This window comes from Empedobacter sp. UBA6745 (assembly GCF_002453775.1).
Lineage (GTDB): Bacteria > Bacteroidota > Bacteroidia > Flavobacteriales > Weeksellaceae > Empedobacter > Empedobacter falsenii_C.
The window spans coordinates 109388-125229 of the sequence record NZ_DKHL01000018.1 but is presented as its reverse complement, the minus strand read 5'-3'; the positions used below and the strand labels follow the sequence as shown (position 1 = coordinate 125229).

The following is a 15842-nucleotide window of genomic DNA, read 5'->3' as shown; positions in this document are numbered from 1 at the left end:
AGATGCTAAATCTTTTCTGTTTCGATTTGTTTCATCGATTGTTTAGCTTTTCTTATTTTAACGATTAGAATAGCCAAAGATAAGACAAAGCAAATACTTCCTATTACAATTAGATTATTTAAATGCGGTTGAATTAGGGTAGGATCGCCTTTTTCGATGAAAAGTATTCGGAATATTTTCAAATAATGTGTTAATGGAATGCAATCTGCAATTGCTTGAATCCATTTTGGCATTTGACTTAAAGGCCATGTAAATCCACTTAAAATGAAACTTGGTGTTGCAACAACCATCAAAACTTCGGTTGCTTTTAGTTGGCTTGGAAGGAGAATACTGACTAAAAATCCTAAAAAGCAAACGGCTAAAATAAATGCAAGAGAAGAAGTGAAGAATGGCCAAAACTCGGTTTCTAATTTCATGTCATAAAACATTCCGAACCAATAATACAGCATATATATAAATACTGACATAAATAAATAAGGAAAAGTTTTGACGAATAAAATGGTAAATGGATTGGATGATTTTGAGATTAATTCATTAAATGTTCTGTTCTCAAATTCTGAAGCAAATGAAAGTGCTAAACCTAATAATAAAACCTGTTGTAAAACGGTTAATAAAACACCTGGAAGCATAAAATATAAGTAGTTTCCACTTCTGATATTTTGACGAATCATCGTTGATTTGAATGGTTCGTAGCTTTGTGTTGCAATATATTCTGGAACACCTTGTTTTCGAGCTGTTTCTATTGAAATACCAGCTTTCATTGTTGTTAAAACTGTCGTAATTGCGATTGCCGCTGTATTAGAAGTTAACGTATTTGAAGCATCTACAAAATAAGCGATTTCAGGTAATTTTTTTTGTTGTACATCAGACTGAAAGTTTCGAGGAATAACAACCACAACTTCAGCTCCGATTGCTAAAGCTTTATTCTTAGAATCAAATGTTGAAGGTAAAACTTCAGCAACTTTCACCGATTCATTTTCATCTAACATCTGAATAATTTTCTGACTTGTCATCGTATGATCTTCGTCTACAACAATAATTGGTAAATTGGTTACATTTCCTTTTTTATAAACATTTCCGATCAGAACACCATACATAATAGGTGCTCCCAAGAATAAAATTGGTAAAACAGGATTCTTGAAGAAAAGTTTGAATTCTCGTATAATTAAATGAAAAATCGTTTTCATCAGAATTTATTTAGCATTAAGATCCAAAACTACATTTGCTTTTGTCAATAGTTGAGCAGCTTGTTTATAGTCAACAGGAACAACTTTCACTTCATATTGCGATTGTTGTTGATCGATATCAGGATAGGCAGTTGAAATATTTGCATATGAATTAAGAACTTTTATCGAAACAATTTTACCTTTCAAAACCATATTATTTTTATAAGGAACTTTTAAATTGACGATTTGATTTTTTTGCAATTGTCCGATTTTATTCTCAGGAATTGTAAATCTAAAAAATGTAGTTTCTTCCAAAATCCCATTTGCAATAGAATATCCAGCCAAAGCTAATTCTCCAACTTTCAGATTAATTGTTTCAACCGTCATGTCTTGTGGTGCTTTGATGTGTCTTTCCGCCTCAGCAACATCAACTTCTTGCAAAGCTCCCAAAGCACGCTCTTTTTGTCCCAAAGCCATTTGTTGTTGTTCTACACGCGCTCCATTTTCGGCATCAGCTAATTCCGCTTTTGCAGCTAAATATTGATTTTTAGCACCTTGATATTTAGCATAAACTTCATCATAACTTTGTTGTGGGACAAGACTATCTCGAAGCATATTTTTTAGTCTATGATTTGATTTTTCTGCATAATCTAATTGCTCTTTCAAGCCAGCAACTTTTGCACGCAATTGTTTCAATTGATTATCTGTAGCACCTTTTTTAGCCATTTCGTATTGAGCTTCGGCAGAATTTACAGCACCTTTTGCTTGACTTTTCTTCGCATCAACTTCTGGTAATTGTAAGATAAAAAGCGTTTGTCCTTTTTTTACTTCATCACCTTCGTGAACTAATATTTGATCTATTTTTCCTGGAATTTTTGTTACAACGCTAATTTGATCGCGCTCAATTTTACCTTGAAAAATAGTTTGCTCTTCTTTTTTATTTTCTTTGTTAGATGATTTACAATTTGTAAAAAGAATTAATCCGCTTAAAGCAAAAATATAGGATAATGTATTTTTCATGATTCTAATTTGATAATTGATTAAATAATTCTCCAGATGTTTGAAGTAATTCGTAGGTTTTAGAGCGTTGATCTAAGATTTGAGCATAATAACCTAGATTGGCTTTGTAATAATCATTTTCAGCAGCCAAACGCTCGGTTACATCTATTAATCCTTCTTGAAATCGTCTTGAAGCAATTTCTAAATTATTTGTTGCAATGGTATTTTGTTGATTATTTACTTTCAATTTTTCAGTAGAAGTTTCGTAATCAATTTTGTTTTTACTTAATAATAAATTCAGTTTTTCTTGGGAATCTTTCAACTTGTTTTCATTTATTAAAATGTCAGTTTTCGCTTGTACTAATTTATTTTTGTGTTGTCCGCCATCCAACAATTCCCACTTTGCGCCAATACCAATCAAAATATTAGGAAACATCGAAAATTGGTTTATTTTCAAATTAACATCACCTAATATATCAACATCTTTTAATTTGAAACGACTTCCAAAAATTGACGTATAATTGGTGTTCGCGAATGCAAAAACTTGTGGTAAGTGCGAACCTTTTTCTTTTTGATATAAAAATTCGTAAGCTTTCACAGAGTGTTCAAGTGCTTTCAACTCTTTTTTATTTTCTAAAGTATAGCTTGAAGCAAGAATGTCAATTGGCGCTAGTTCGTATTGAATTTGTTGAAGATCTTGTTCAGACAGATGCGTTAAAGTTTCTAATTTTTTGTATAACAATTGTCGATTACCATTCAATTCTACTTGTCGAGCTTCTAACTCTAACATTGCTAATTTTATTTTTTCACGATCGTAAGGAATAGCTAAACCATTTTGAATTGCTTTCTGCACTTTGAGATGCTCTTTATCCAAACGTTTTGCAGAATTTGAAATTAACTCTTCTACTTTGACCAATAACATCAATTGATCATAGGTTTGTAAGATATCTTTGGTTATTGTTTCTTTTTCAGCTTCTTTCAAATAATCTAAAGCAGTGCTTTTTTCCTGAATAGCATTCAAAGCATTTGGAATTTGTAATCCCGAAAATATAATTTGAGTAGCGTTAATTCCGACAGTAAATAATCCTGCTGAGGTATTGAATTTTTGATTACCCGAAAACAATTCTGTGGACAAAATATCGATTGATTTGGTTGGAATATCGATGATTCCGTATGAATTTAGATAACCACCCAGTGCAATTGCAGATAAATTTGGTTGTCGTTTACCTTTTACTTCGTCATATTGGTAATTGTTTTTTTCGACTTCCAGTTGTTTATTTTTTAATTCGTAACTCGACTCAATCGCTTTTTCAACAGGTAATCGAAGTTGCGGGTCAATCAATTGTTGCGCAAAGCCCGAAATAGAAGTCAATAATAGAATAAAAGATAAATATCGAATAATAAGCATCCTATAATTTTAGCATAAAATTAACAAAAAATATACCATGAATAAAAGTCAATATTAGAATATTATTAAAAATAAAAATCCTGAAACTTTTTAAGGGTTCAGGACTTCCAAAAGTTGCCAAAAAATGGCGCATAGTTCAATGTATTTAATATTTATTATCAATAATATCCAACGTTTCGTTTAATGACTCTTTCATCATTTTCTCTAAATAATCCGTCGTACTTTTATTGATTGTTTCGTCTATATACTTTGTTCCACCAATTGTTTCGCTATATTTTAAAGCATTATTTTTAAGGTCTAGAATATTAATGTAGACATATGTTTTGGCGATGTATTTCTGTTTGTTGGCAGGATCATAATCAAGACCCGATTTTACATTAATCAAAACTAAATCATCTTGATTAATCGCTTTTTTTAAATCATTAAATTTAACTTGATTTACATTTTCCTTTGTGATTAATTCATTCGGAATTAGTTTTTTATCAAATTTATCAATCATTTGATATGTATACTTATTATCGTTCAGAATTTTGACTGATTTATCGCGAATAGTTTTAAAAACATCAAATTTAGAATTTAATTGTTTCAGTTGATTTTCAATTGATTTTGAATCAATGCTTTGATCTAAATTTTGAGAATTATGATCAAAAAAACCAAGGGAATCTATATTAATCAGAACACCAACTTTATTCACAGGAACGTCTAAAGCGCTTTCGTATGTTTCTGTATTAAGCGCTAATTCTTTTGGAGCTTCTTTTTTTTGCTCGCAAGATTGGGTCAGAAACGTTAACCCAATTAATAAATAAACCAAATTTTTCATACGCTATCCTATTATCTCTTTAAAGGTAGTGATTTATAATGTTTTATAATAGAATTATTCCTAATAATTTTCTTCTTCTTCATCGTCAAAAGTTTTGGCAATTTTTTCAATGTTTAAGCTTTTTGCCATTGCATCAAAAATCTCTTTATAAGTACCGTTCATTTTGTACACATCTTCATGAATCCCGTGTTCTACAACTTCGCCTTGTTTCATCACGTACGTATAATCGGCATCGATAATTTGAGAAATACTATGCGAAATAATGATAACTGTTCGATCTTTTTTGATGGCATCCAAACTATTTTTAATCTGTTCTGTCGCAATTGCATCCAAACTTGCAGTAGGTTCGTCTAGAAAAATAATTGGTGGATTTTTGAGAAACATACGTGCTATGGCGATGCGTTGTTGTTGACCGCCAGATAACAATAAGGCTTTGGATTGATAACCTTCTGGCAAGTCCATAATTTGTTCATGAATATAAGCGCGTTTTGCAGCATCTTCTATTTCTCCGAAAGTTGCGTTGACATTTCCGTAACGAATATTTTCTTCAATTGTTCCATTAAAAATGTGATTTTTTTGTAAAACCAATCCAATATTATCGCGTAAAAATTGTGTGTCATATTCTTCTAAATCAATTCCGTCAAGTAGAATTTTTCCAGAATCAGGTTGATAAAATTTATCCAATAAATTAATCACTGTACTTTTTCCAGCGCCAGACAAACCAACCAAAGCAGTAATTTTATTGGGTTGAATTGTCATGTTGATATTTTTCAAGGCTTTGTAACCATTTGGATAAGAAAAGTCAACATTTTGGATTTCGAATTTTCCTTTTAGATTTGTTGGAAGATAATTCCCAGATGATTCTTTTTCATTGTCTGCTTTCAAAATTCCAAAGAAACTTTCGGAATAAATCATAGCATCATTCATTTCATCGTAAATACGATGCAGTTGACGAATAGGCGCAGAAACGTTGTTAAACAACAAAATATGAAACATAATTGCACCAATTGTCATTTGTCCGTCAAGAACCAAATACGAAGTTAAAATAATGATAATCACTACGCCAAACTGCTCGATAAAAGATTTTAAACCATCAAAAAAGAAACTTGTTTTGCGTGTTTGCATTTGATTATTCGTCAATTCTTTTTGCAAATCAAGTTGTTTTTTACCTTCTATATCTTCTCGGTTAAATGATTTAATTACTGTAATTGAATCAATTATGCTGATAATTCCTTGTGATTTTTGTTCACGATAACCTCTTAAGTTTCGTCGCCAACCACTCAGCTTTTTCGCTTGCTGTTGCGTGATAATGAAATAAATCGGAACGATACAAAGTCCAACCAATCCAACATAAAAATTAGCATTGAACATTAAAATTAAAGCAACAATTGAATTGGCAAAAAGTGGAAGAATATCGATAAAAAAGTTTTGAACTAAACGTGTCAAACTTTCAATTCCTTTGTCAATACGGGTTTGAAGTTTTCCTGCTTGATTATCTTGATTTGTATAAAATGCCATTCTATACGTCAAAATCTTTTCGATAATGGTTTGTGCTAAATCTTGTGAAACTAAGATTCTAAGCTTTTCACCATAATATTTTTGACCAAATGTGATAAAAGCATTCAAGATTTCTTTTGTCATCAAAACAATTGAAATAAACGAAATGATTTTCAGACCTTCTTTTAATCCTTTTCCAGCTTCAACCAAACCATTTATAGAATCTACGGTATACTGTAAAATAAGGGCGTTTACCTGTGACGTAAAAGATCCAACTAAGGTTAGGAGCAAAGTTGCGACAACCAAAGAACGATAAGGTTTTACAAATGGACGTAGATTTTTAAACAGTTGAATGATTGTCATTTATTATTCTTTTAACGGTTGTTCTTTCACAAAAACGTGACCAACTTTTGTGAAATCGTAAGCAATCTCGTATAAATACTCTAATAGATCTTCAATCAGTTCAGAATCATTTTGCAAAGCCTCTGTTTCAATTTCAGTATATGCAACAGTTTTTTCTCCAAATTCTATTGTTTTAGGTAAATTTTCTGTTTCATATTCGCCATAAAGCCGAATGTTTTGTAACAATAATTGCAAAATTTTCTTCATCAATCGAATGTGTTCTGAAGTTAAAATAACAGAATTGTTTTTCTTTAAAATTTTAACTAAACCAACTGAATATGAGACAAATGACTGGTTGAAAATAGTAAATTTATTCAGTTCATTGGCATTTTCTTGTTTTCCTTTTGGTTCAGAAATAACACGCTGAAAAACCGAATTGATATTTGCCATTGCAATAAAAACATCTTTTCTAGCTAATTTATAATAAGTTGTAGAAACTTCATTATCGGCTAATTTTTTAAAAATCAAATAAATAAATTCGTAATTCGCAATCAATGCTTTTTGAATATATTCGTTCATATTATTTTTTTCCCAAGTTGGTAAAATCAAATAACTCGAAATAAACGCCATAAATCCTCCAACAAGCGTGTCTATAAATCGTTCTTGAATTATGTACAATGAATCTTTTTGCGAATAAAAACTAAACGAAATAAGAATATAGGCGGTTAAGTAAAATGTACCTATTGCATATTTGTGACGAATAAAAGTGTAGGCCATCAACATGAAAATAAGCATTAAAGCAAATCGGATACTGTGTTGAGGAATTATCAATAAGATTAAAACCCCAACTAATCCACCGCCAATTGTTCCTTTCAAACGCTGAAAGTTTCGTTTTTTTGTTACACTAAAACCAGGTTTTAAAATTACTAAAACTGTCATCAAAATCCAGTAACTATGATAAGTCATCGGAATAATAAATGTGACGCCATAAGCTAATAACATTACAATTGATGCACGAATTGCATGTCTAAAAATTGAAGATTTTAGATTCAGATGATCTTTTAATTTTCGTAAAGAATAATCAACTGTAGGTTCAAAATGTTCGGCATGATCTAGTGGATTTTTCTTTTTTTCTGTGAACGAATCATCATAAAAAAACTTATGAATAAACTCTATTTTATAAACAATTTGCTTTAGATTGATGTAAATTTTAGATAAAACAATTGGTTTTTGCCCTTCTGCATATAATTCTTTGATGGCATCATCAATCTTTTTCAACTCCACTTCAAAGTCAAAAGTTGGTTGTTTAGGACGTTTGTTCGAGTTAATATGATAAGCAATCATTTTAAGTTCATGCGCTAATTTATTCATTAAATTATAGATTTTGCGCATTGCTTTTGTATCGCCATAAACTTCTCGAATTTTCACATAATCGTATTGATTTGCTGTTACATTCTCAAATATATCCACCAAATCAGAGAAAATAAACACAATCGAACGCCCAATTGGTGTCTGGTCTTTTACCAATTTTTTATTCGAAAAAACTAATTCACGAACTAAACTTTGTTTTTCGTTAATTACAACATGTTCGTCGATTAATTTTTTGATAATATCATCATAATTTGAGTCTTTATCAAACATAGAAGCCTTGATTCGAATGTATTCAGAAATATGAATCATTGTATCAGCTAAGTTTTGCTGCGCCATACGATAAGGACGAAAGGTGCTAATAGCTAGACTAAAAATAGTGTACCAAGCTGCTCCAGCCGTCACAAAAAGCGCAATATGAAGAGGACTTAACTCATGTCGTAAATCATTCATATTCATTACCATCGACATCATAATGACCATTCCAAGCGCACTTGTACGTTGTCCCCAAACGGTTAACATGTTAGAAAAGAAAACGATAACTGTTAAACAAATACCTAGAAATATTGGGTAACTATTAATCGTTTTGGTGAAATACGAAACAAGGAAAATCAAGAGTACGGAAAGCCACATCAGGTTTCGGCGTTCTTTAAATGGACCAGGTGTATCCGTCATGTGTGCTAAAACTGCACCAAGACTTATTGTTACACCGGCATATAAATCGCCAAATAAGCTGGCTACGATAGGTGGAATGATAATCGCTAAAGAAGTTTTTAAGCCATCTGAAAGCGCTTCTCCGTAGATAAAGTTTTCAATTTTATTGATGATTTTCAAGTGTAATTTTTTAAGGTTGAAAATTGTTGTATAAAATTAACACAACTTTTTCCGAAACCCAACTAAACTCGTGAAGTTTTTAGAATATGAAACCCATCAATGCTTTGTGTAAAAATTAAAGTTGTTGTGCCGCCATCAATAATTTTGAATTTTTTCTTGATAACGTCTATTGGCTGATTGTAATTTTTGACCAATAAATTCGCTTTAATCTTTAAAATTTCTTTTTTCGGATTTTTAATTTCTTCTTCAATCAAATAAATTTTTCCAGGAAAATTCTCTAAAAGTTCATTCGAAGTATACAAATGAGTATTCTGATGAAGTTTATGAAGATTGAATTTTTCGCTCAATAATTTGAAAGAACCAGTTTTTAGAATCGCAACATTTGGTTCGTAAATATAATGTTGAATTCCTCCAAAACTTGCATTTGCACTATATTCTTCTTCAAAATGGAAAGAAAATTCGGGTTGATTATTTTCTAAATTAACCGCTTTTATCAAAGGATTTTTTGTCGAAGAATTTTTATCTAAAATGATTAGAAAATCTTTCACTTCATTTTTTAATGCAACAATGTGTATTTCGGAAATCGAATCAATTTGTTGTAGGGTAGAAGTGATGTCCAATAAAGGCGAAAGCTTGATGATAATTTTCTCCGTTTTTTCGAAAAAAGTTGGAATCCATTCTAAAATATTTGGCTCTAAATCTTCCAAAATAAATTTTCTTCCGCTCGAATTTCTTCTTGCTGGATCAAGATAAATCACATCAAATTTTAAAGTAGGATTTTCTTCAAAAAAAGACTGAAAAGTACCTGTATAGGTTTCTAAATTTGGTGCTAAAATTTTAGCATTATGTTGTACAATCTCACTCAATTCAGGATTTTGTTCGATGTGATATACTTTTTCAAAATTCTTTGCAAAAGCCATGGTGTCAATTCCAAAACCTGCGGTTAAATCAATCAAATTTTTTCCTTTAACTAAAGTTGATTTATAATTTGCTGTAGCTTCCGAACTTGCTTGTTCCAAATTAATTGAAGGCGGAAAATAAATGTTTTCTGTCGAATAAAGTGTTGGAAATTTATGTTCTGAAACTTGAATTCCTTTCAATTGTTGTGCAATTTCAGCAGAAGAAATTTCATCAAACAACGATTTTTTCAAACCTATAGATTTGATGTCTTCATGTTCGATCGTTTTCAGATAATCTTGAAATTCTTTTGTTAAAATAGTTGGATTCAAATTGTTATTTTTTAATCATTTTAGTATTTGCTACAATATCGCCTAAACGTTGACTTTCTTTTGAGTTATTTATAATTAAAATTCCAATTAATCCACTGAAAATAAAATAATCTATAGGATCGAAAAGATGACGAATAAAAGATTGCGAAAAACTAATCGGTTTTTCTGTTTTAGCATTTACAGGTTGCAAATTTAGGATTAAATGACCTAAAGTTCCATGAAAAATAACTTCAATTACTACAAAATAAATGAACCAAAAGATAAAAATAGGTAAAGCATTTATTCCGTTTACATTATAACTTCCGTCATTTGCTAAAGTTCCAAACTTATAAATATAGAGCGCTGCAATGATTATAAATAGTGCGTAATCAATAAATCCGGCTATAAGTCGTTGAAAAATGTATTTATTAGATTTCATAGTTTTTAAGAAGTTTTATCAAAGCAAAATGAAGTTCATCTTGTTCGGCAGAAGTAACTTCGATATACGATAAATTATTTTCTAAGGAAATATTAAAACCTTCTTCAATATCGTTGTAATAAATCATATAATTCTTGATTTTACCTACTATCCAAAAATAATCTTCATTACTATAAAAAGGAACTTGTCTTTTTTCTGGAACTATTTTTATAGAATTCCAAAAACACAAAACTTCAGTATCCATCACAGCTACTGAAGTTTCGATTATATTGTTGAGTTCTTTTAATGAAATTGGCGTCCAATTCATGTAAAACTATTTTTTTTCTTCTTTTTCTGCCAAACGAGTTGGAACAATTGGAACAAAAAGTGCTTGTTTTACCACTTTTTCTTTTGGCGATTTTTCAATCACATCCGCAGGATTTCTAAACTTGTTTACACCAATTAATTTAATGGTTTGCTCATCGAAATCTTTTTGCTCTTTTTTCGCGCTTGTGTAAACAAAATCTTGAATAGTTTCATTTTGTAAAGCATTCACAAAACCACCAACATTTTGTATTGTTTTGAACAATTCTAACGCATTTTCAGCCATTTGATTTGTCAAACTTTCGATGTAGAAAGAACCAGCAGCAGGATCAGCAAATTGGTTTAAATAAGATTCTTTTTGCAACAATAATTGTTGTTTAGCAGCTAATTCTAACCCAAAATCAGACTCTTTATTAACTTCATCATATGATCCAACAAAAATAGCGTCACTTGATCCGAAGATAGCCGAAGAAGCTTCTATTGTAGAGCGAATAACGTTGTTGTAAATATCTAATTTAGATTTATTGCGATCGGATGTTGAAGTGAAAATAAATGCTTCACTTTCTTTATTATATTGCTCCAAAATCATTTTCCATAAAAAGCGAAATGCTCTTAATTTCGCAACTTCGAAGAAATAATTACTTCCAACAGCAAATTTAAAATAAATTTTGTCCGCAATATCAGCTCCAAAATTTTCTAAATATTCTACTGCATGTGCAAGTGTAATCGCAATTTGTTGAACATGATTTGCTCCAGCATTTTGATAAACATCTCCTTGAATTGAAATTACTTTTTCGAAATTTTTCAATGCCAAAGCTTCTTTCACCAATTCTTTTGATGCTTTTTCTGAATCATTTTGCCAAAGTCCATTCTGTGCCAAATATCCATAAATATCTAAATCTAAATATTTCAGATTTGGAAGATTTTCAAGCGATTTTAAATCAGAAGTTCCATTATATTTAATAAATAAATCTAGATAATTAGGAAGTTCTAACGATGAATCAATTTGATTTTGATTAATCAAATATCCATACAAAAAGCTGTAATCTTGGTTTTTATTTCCAGTATATTTCGAAATAATTTTCCAATCTTTTGAGGATTTTGGTAATGGTTGTACAGCCGAATAATCGACATCATCCTTTGTATATAATGGTTTTACATTTATTTGATCGTTCGTTCCCCAAACCAAAGTTTCATTATATTCTAAACCTTTTAGCTCGACTTGAACTTTATTTTTCCATTCTTTTTCAGAAATAGAATCAAAATTTTCAAATAACTTACTCATTTTCTTTATTTTGCGGCTTCGTAACTTTTTCTTGCTGAATGATAAAAATATCTTCATCATCTTTTTTCAAGAAATGCTTTTCTCTTGCAATCCTTTCAATTTCAGCAGGATTACTATTTAGTTGATTTAATTTTTCAGACTCAGTATCCAAGTGTTCTTGGTAATATTGTTGATCAACTTCTAATAATTTGATTTGTTTATCCAACTCGCGATGTACGAAAAAAGAATTTTGGTCGAAAAAAATCATCCAAACAGCAAACGCAACCGTTAGAACAAAGTAACGATTCCAAACAAATTTGAATACACGTGTATCCTTAATTTTTCTTTTCGGTACTTCTGGTGTAAGTTCTTTGTCAAAGATTTCTTCCGATTTTTCTTTCATTATACAGTAGTTTTCGAGTTGAGTTTTTCTTTAATTACAGTTGATAAAACTTTGATTGCGACAGAATTTTTCTTTTTCATATTCGGAATAATAATGTCTGCATAGTTTTTAGATGGTTCTATAAATTGCTGATGCATAGGTTTTAACGTTTTTTGATAACGTGTTAAAACTTCGTCTAAATCGCGCCCACGTTCTTGTATATCACGGCGTACGCGACGAATTAAACGTTCGTCAGAATCTGCATGAACAAAGATTTTTACATCAAATAAATCGCGTAAATCTGGGTCAGTCAATACCAAAATTCCTTCTACAATAATAACCGATTGTGGATGTGTTAAAATCGTTTCTTCCTTGCGACTATGCGTAATAAACGAATAGACAGGTTGTTCTATTGATACGCCATTTTTCAATAAAGCGACATGTTCTTTTAGTAATTCGAAATCAATTGATCTTGGATGATCAAAATTGATTTTAGAACGTTCATCAAAAGATAATTCAGGATGATCTTTATAATAATTATCTTGAGAAATAACGATAACGCTTTCCGCATTAAGATCTCTTAAAATATTATTTACAACAGTTGTTTTTCCCGAACCTGTTCCTCCTGCAATTCCTATTACCAGCATTTTTGTTTTATTAATTTTTTTAATTTCGTTTGATGTTTCCATTGCAAGAGTTCTCGTAAAATTTCCTTAAAGATAAAATTTTCCTATCAGAAATTAAAATAAAAAGAAATTGATTCTCGCAAAATTTTAAATGTTGTCGTGAAGAAGTTTTGGTTGATTGATTTTGAGAAAAGAAATAATTATCAACGCATTTAAAAAATGATTGATTTATTATTCGATTATTTAGATGTAGCTCAAACATTTAGGTTTATTTACACAAAAAAAGTACTTTGCAGTACTTGGTTTCTCTTAATCGGATGCAAAGGAAAGAAAAAATTATAAAAACTTTATCTTTTTTATCATTATATTTATAAAATCAGAACTATTATAAAATACTAAACTATGAACGATTTAATCTCAATGTCTACTATTTTTTCGTTATTTCTCGGAATAGGATTAGCCGCCGCTGCTGGTTTTCGGATTTTTCTTCCCTTATTTATATTGAGTTTAGCTGTCAAATTTGCAGGAAGTTTTATTAATCTCGACGAAAATTGGATGTGGGTTGGGAGTACACCAGCTCTTATAACACTTGGTGTAGCGATGTTAGTGGAAATTGGAGCTTATTATATTCCAATTATTGATAATTTGTTGGATACGATTGCGGTTCCCTTAGCTGGAATTGCAGGAACAATAGCGGTTGGAATTACGATGCCAGAAATGAACGAAGTTGCAACTTGGGCTTTGGCGATTATAGCAGGAGGAGGAACTGCGGCTGCGATTAGCGGTACAACTGCTGCTGCAAGAGCTGTTTCGACCACCACAACTGCGGGAGCTGGAAATTTTTTGGTTAATACAGGTGAAACGTTTAGTTCTATTGTATTAAGTATTACGGCAATTGTATTGGCTCCTTTGGCGTTTATTTTTGTACTGATTATTTTATATGTGTGTTATAGAGCATATAAAAGTGTTAGAAAAAAAGGTGATCAGTTATTGGCGGAAGAATTGTGAAAAGAGTGAAGGATTATATTAATAAAAAAAGCTAACCAATTCGGTTAGCTTTTTAATTTTTTTCTAAAAAATATTTAATCCCTTTTATATTTTTCTTTGTAAGTATCAAATGCTTGCNNTGTCAAATTCATTTGATGAAAGTGATTTGAATTCTGAAAGTGTTGGTATTAATTCAATCGAATTAACTAACATTTCAATTTCTGTTTCATATTGACGATTAGCCAAAGAATGAAACGTATCATTCCCGTAAACAGGAACATATTGTTGTTCAATCAAAAAACCAGCATCGGCTTCTGTGTCTACAAAATGAGTTGTAACACCAATTTCGACTCCTTTTGTGATTGCCCATTTTAATGAATCTAAACCTCTTGTCAAAGGTAAAAAACCTGGGTGTGTATTGATAATTTTATGATTTTCAACCAATTCATCTGGTAATAATCCTGCACCTGCAATAATTACATATTCAGCTTTATAATCGTTTAATTGATTATTCAACGTTTCAGCAGTTGTTAAATCAAAATTATAACCAAAACTATTACAGTAATCATCTAAATTTACTTGAATCGCTTTACTTGGACGATGTTGATAAATTGGTTTGAACGGATTTTCTCTTTGTACAAAAGGCAATGCAAATATTTTTACATTTTGATAACCTTTAGCTTTTAATCCGTGTAAAACATCTTGTGTTTTGCGATGAGGAGTATTGTAAGAAATTACTGCTATTTTTGGTTGAGTTGCCATGATTATTTAATCAAATATTTTTTGTGATAATCAACAACATTATCAATTGGTTTTCTAATAATATGACCAACTGTTAAGTGATATTCTGCCGCAACTGAACGAATAACATCTTCGTAAATATGAGCAATCGAACCAATGAAATTTAATTCAGAATGACGAGCTTCTTCGTAAGGCATAATTTGATATTCGATAAAAGAAGACATTGCATCATAAATAATTTTCTGAATAAATGGATCATTTTTATGTTCGACAACAAATTTATTGAAAGAGGCTAAATAAGTATTTGCAAATTTATTTTGGTACACATTTTTATTTAACTCATTTACAGATAATTTATAATAATCATCAAAAGCTTTTGCTAAATGTGGAGGCATTTTTTTTGTATAAAAAGCGCGTAATACACGTTTTCCTAGGTCATTTCCAGAACCTTCGTCTCCTAAAATATAAGCTAAAGATTTTGTTTCTTCGCGCATTGTTGTTCCATCGAAATAACAAGAATTAGAACCTGTTCCTAAGATACAAACCATTGCAGGTTTTCCCATGTAAGTGGCATAACAAGCGGCTAATAAATCATGGTCTACGACAAATTCTGCATTTGTAAAGAAGTTTTGTAAACCTTCTTTAACAACAGCATGCATTGTTTCGCTGGAAGTTCCAGCACCATAAAAAAAGATTTTTGCGAAATCATTTGCAACAGGTGCAAAATCTTCATTTTTTTGTAATTCAGTCGTAATATCTTCTGCTGTTACAAAATACGGATTAAATCCAATTGTACTTGTTCTAAAAACTTCATTAAGGTCGCTATCTAAAATTACCCAATCCGTTTTAGTAGAACCACTATCTGCTATTGCAATCATTTTTTTGTTTTGATATAATTGAAGAGTGCTAAAATAGTATTCTTTTAACAATGCACATAAAAAAACGCCCGAAATTTCGGACGTTTTCAAATTTTTTTTTTAGTGATCATGGTCGTAATCTTCACCTACAACGATTTCGATAAAAGATTGCGTTTGATTTCCAGCGCGATCAATTAAGAATAATCCTAAGTGATAATGTCCTTCCGTAATTCCTTCTGTAGGAATATTTACTTTATGACTTAATGTGTGCTCAGTTTTTCCTGCTGGAATAGCTTCTTCTGCATCATACGTCCAATTAACATTTGCTGTTCTGTGTTGATGACCATCTTCTGCGGAATGAATTTCAATTTTTACCGTTCCCAATTCTACATTGTCTTTCAAAATAGCATCAATTGAGATGGTTTCGCCTAAATGAAATTCATCGTGGTCTTTAGGTGCAATCAAATTAATTTCAGGTTTTGTTGTATCTAATGAAGAATCATCTGATGAACAAGATGTAATGAATAATGCTGATAATGTTATAAATGAATAGTTTAAAATTGAATTTTTCATTGTTTTATTTTTTTTGAATTGAATATTA

The 15842-nt window shown here is 30.6% G+C and carries 16 protein-coding genes; 1 reads left to right on the top strand and 15 read right to left on the bottom strand.

All coding sequences use genetic code 11. The annotated features are described in order from the left end of the window. Positions 1-5 precede the first annotated feature (5 nt). The 12 genes from B4H69_RS06380 to udk form a co-directional block, all read right to left on the bottom strand. Positions 6-1187: an ABC transporter permease gene (locus B4H69_RS06380; RefSeq protein ID WP_291049530.1), complete on the bottom strand. Its 1182-nt coding sequence runs from the start codon at positions 1185-1187 to the stop codon at positions 6-8. A gap of 6 nt (positions 1188-1193) precedes the next feature. Next, positions 1194-2186, bottom strand: coding sequence for an HlyD family secretion protein (locus B4H69_RS06375; protein ID WP_291093190.1), 993 nt, complete (start codon positions 2184-2186; stop codon positions 1194-1196). A gap of 4 nt (positions 2187-2190) precedes the next feature. Then, a complete protein-coding gene (locus B4H69_RS06370; RefSeq protein WP_280062674.1) occupies positions 2191-3573 on the bottom strand; it encodes a TolC family protein in 1383 nt (460 codons plus the stop codon). 145 nt (positions 3574-3718) lie between these two features. Continuing rightward, positions 3719-4393 carry a hypothetical protein gene (locus tag B4H69_RS06365; protein ID WP_280062673.1) on the bottom strand — a complete coding sequence of 225 codons (675 nt, stop codon included), beginning with the start codon at positions 4391-4393 and terminating at the stop codon, positions 3719-3721. A gap of 60 nt (positions 4394-4453) precedes the next feature. Further along, the gene (locus B4H69_RS06360) at positions 4454-6253 is read right to left on the bottom strand and encodes an ABC transporter ATP-binding protein (protein WP_291071500.1); all 1800 of its coding nucleotides are present in this window, start codon (positions 6251-6253) and stop codon (positions 4454-4456) included. A 3-nt stretch (positions 6254-6256) separates the two neighbouring features. Beyond that, positions 6257-8434, bottom strand: coding sequence for an FUSC family membrane protein (locus B4H69_RS06355; protein WP_291093187.1), 2178 nt, complete (start codon positions 8432-8434; stop codon positions 6257-6259). A gap of 62 nt (positions 8435-8496) precedes the next feature. Next, entirely contained in the window at positions 8497-9663 is a 1167-nt protein-coding gene (locus B4H69_RS06350) for an RsmD family RNA methyltransferase (RefSeq protein WP_038337049.1), read from the bottom strand. Positions 9664-9667: 4 nt separating this feature from the next. Next, positions 9668-10081, bottom strand: a complete 414-nt coding sequence (locus B4H69_RS06345; RefSeq protein ID WP_038337054.1) for an RDD family protein — start codon at positions 10079-10081, stop codon at positions 9668-9670. Continuing rightward, on the bottom strand, positions 10071-10388 hold the full coding sequence (locus B4H69_RS06340) for a hypothetical protein (RefSeq protein WP_052218001.1): 318 nt from the start codon (positions 10386-10388) through the stop codon (positions 10071-10073). Before B4H69_RS06340 ends, B4H69_RS06345 begins: the two co-directional genes overlap by 11 nt. 6 nt (positions 10389-10394) lie before the next feature. Then, entirely contained in the window at positions 10395-11669 is a 1275-nt protein-coding gene (locus B4H69_RS06335; RefSeq protein WP_291093181.1) for a methylmalonyl-CoA mutase family protein, read from the bottom strand. Next, entirely contained in the window at positions 11662-12051 is a 390-nt protein-coding gene (locus tag B4H69_RS06330) for an FtsB family cell division protein (RefSeq protein ID WP_221855581.1), read from the bottom strand. Before B4H69_RS06330 ends, B4H69_RS06335 begins: the two co-directional genes overlap by 8 nt. Then, positions 12051-12677: a uridine kinase gene (udk, locus tag B4H69_RS06325; protein ID WP_115002100.1), complete on the bottom strand. Its 627-nt coding sequence runs from the start codon at positions 12675-12677 to the stop codon at positions 12051-12053. Before udk ends, B4H69_RS06330 begins: the two co-directional genes overlap by 1 nt. 381 nt (positions 12678-13058) lie before the next feature. Between udk and B4H69_RS06320 the strand changes: the two genes are divergently transcribed. Further along, positions 13059-13664 (top strand): DUF4126 domain-containing protein, encoded by a 606-nt coding sequence (locus tag B4H69_RS06320; RefSeq protein ID WP_221855583.1) that lies wholly within the window; start codon positions 13059-13061, stop codon positions 13662-13664. 105 nt (positions 13665-13769) lie between these two features. Here the strand turns inward: B4H69_RS06320 and B4H69_RS06315 are convergent, their stop codons facing one another. The 3 genes from B4H69_RS06315 to B4H69_RS06305 form a co-directional block, all read right to left on the bottom strand. Next, on the bottom strand, positions 13770-14405 hold the full coding sequence (locus tag B4H69_RS06315; RefSeq protein ID WP_291093179.1) for a formyltransferase family protein: 636 nt from the start codon (positions 14403-14405) through the stop codon (positions 13770-13772). Between the two features lie 2 nt (positions 14406-14407). Then, on the bottom strand, positions 14408-15262 hold the full coding sequence (locus B4H69_RS06310; RefSeq protein WP_291093177.1) for a BadF/BadG/BcrA/BcrD ATPase family protein: 855 nt from the start codon (positions 15260-15262) through the stop codon (positions 14408-14410). A 99-nt stretch (positions 15263-15361) separates the two neighbouring features. Beyond that, positions 15362-15814 (bottom strand): DUF4625 domain-containing protein, encoded by a 453-nt coding sequence (locus B4H69_RS06305; protein WP_115001091.1) that lies wholly within the window; start codon positions 15812-15814, stop codon positions 15362-15364. Positions 15815-15842 lie beyond the last annotated feature (28 nt).

What these genes read in the sequence shown, in the direction of transcription:
- B4H69_RS06335 (WP_291093181.1), bottom strand. Translation starts at nt 11,669, where the DNA reads ATGAGTAAGTTATTTGAAAATTTTGATTCTATTTCTGAAAAAGAATGG.
- B4H69_RS06340 (WP_052218001.1), bottom strand. Translation starts at nt 10,388, where the DNA reads ATGAATTGGACGCCAATTTCATTAAAAGAACTCAACAATATAATCGAA.
- B4H69_RS06305 (WP_115001091.1), bottom strand. Translation starts at nt 15,814, where the DNA reads ATGAAAAATTCAATTTTAAACTATTCATTTATAACATTATCAGCATTA.
- B4H69_RS06380 (WP_291049530.1), bottom strand. Translation starts at nt 1,187, where the DNA reads ATGAAAACGATTTTTCATTTAATTATACGAGAATTCAAACTTTTCTTC.
- B4H69_RS06320 (WP_221855583.1), top strand. Translation starts at nt 13,059, where the DNA reads ATGAACGATTTAATCTCAATGTCTACTATTTTTTCGTTATTTCTCGGA.
- B4H69_RS06360 (WP_291071500.1), bottom strand. Translation starts at nt 6,253, where the DNA reads ATGACAATCATTCAACTGTTTAAAAATCTACGTCCATTTGTAAAACCT.
- B4H69_RS06330 (WP_221855581.1), bottom strand. Translation starts at nt 12,051, where the DNA reads ATGAAAGAAAAATCGGAAGAAATCTTTGACAAAGAACTTACACCAGAA.
- B4H69_RS06345 (WP_038337054.1), bottom strand. Translation starts at nt 10,081, where the DNA reads ATGAAATCTAATAAATACATTTTTCAACGACTTATAGCCGGATTTATT.
- B4H69_RS06375 (WP_291093190.1), bottom strand. Translation starts at nt 2,186, where the DNA reads ATGAAAAATACATTATCCTATATTTTTGCTTTAAGCGGATTAATTCTT.
- B4H69_RS06365 (WP_280062673.1), bottom strand. Translation starts at nt 4,393, where the DNA reads ATGAAAAATTTGGTTTATTTATTAATTGGGTTAACGTTTCTGACCCAA.
- udk (WP_115002100.1), bottom strand. Translation starts at nt 12,677, where the DNA reads ATGCTGGTAATAGGAATTGCAGGAGGAACAGGTTCGGGAAAAACAACT.
- B4H69_RS06310 (WP_291093177.1), bottom strand. Translation starts at nt 15,262, where the DNA reads ATGATTGCAATAGCAGATAGTGGTTCTACTAAAACGGATTGGGTAATT.
- B4H69_RS06370 (WP_280062674.1), bottom strand. Translation starts at nt 3,573, where the DNA reads ATGCTTATTATTCGATATTTATCTTTTATTCTATTATTGACTTCTATT.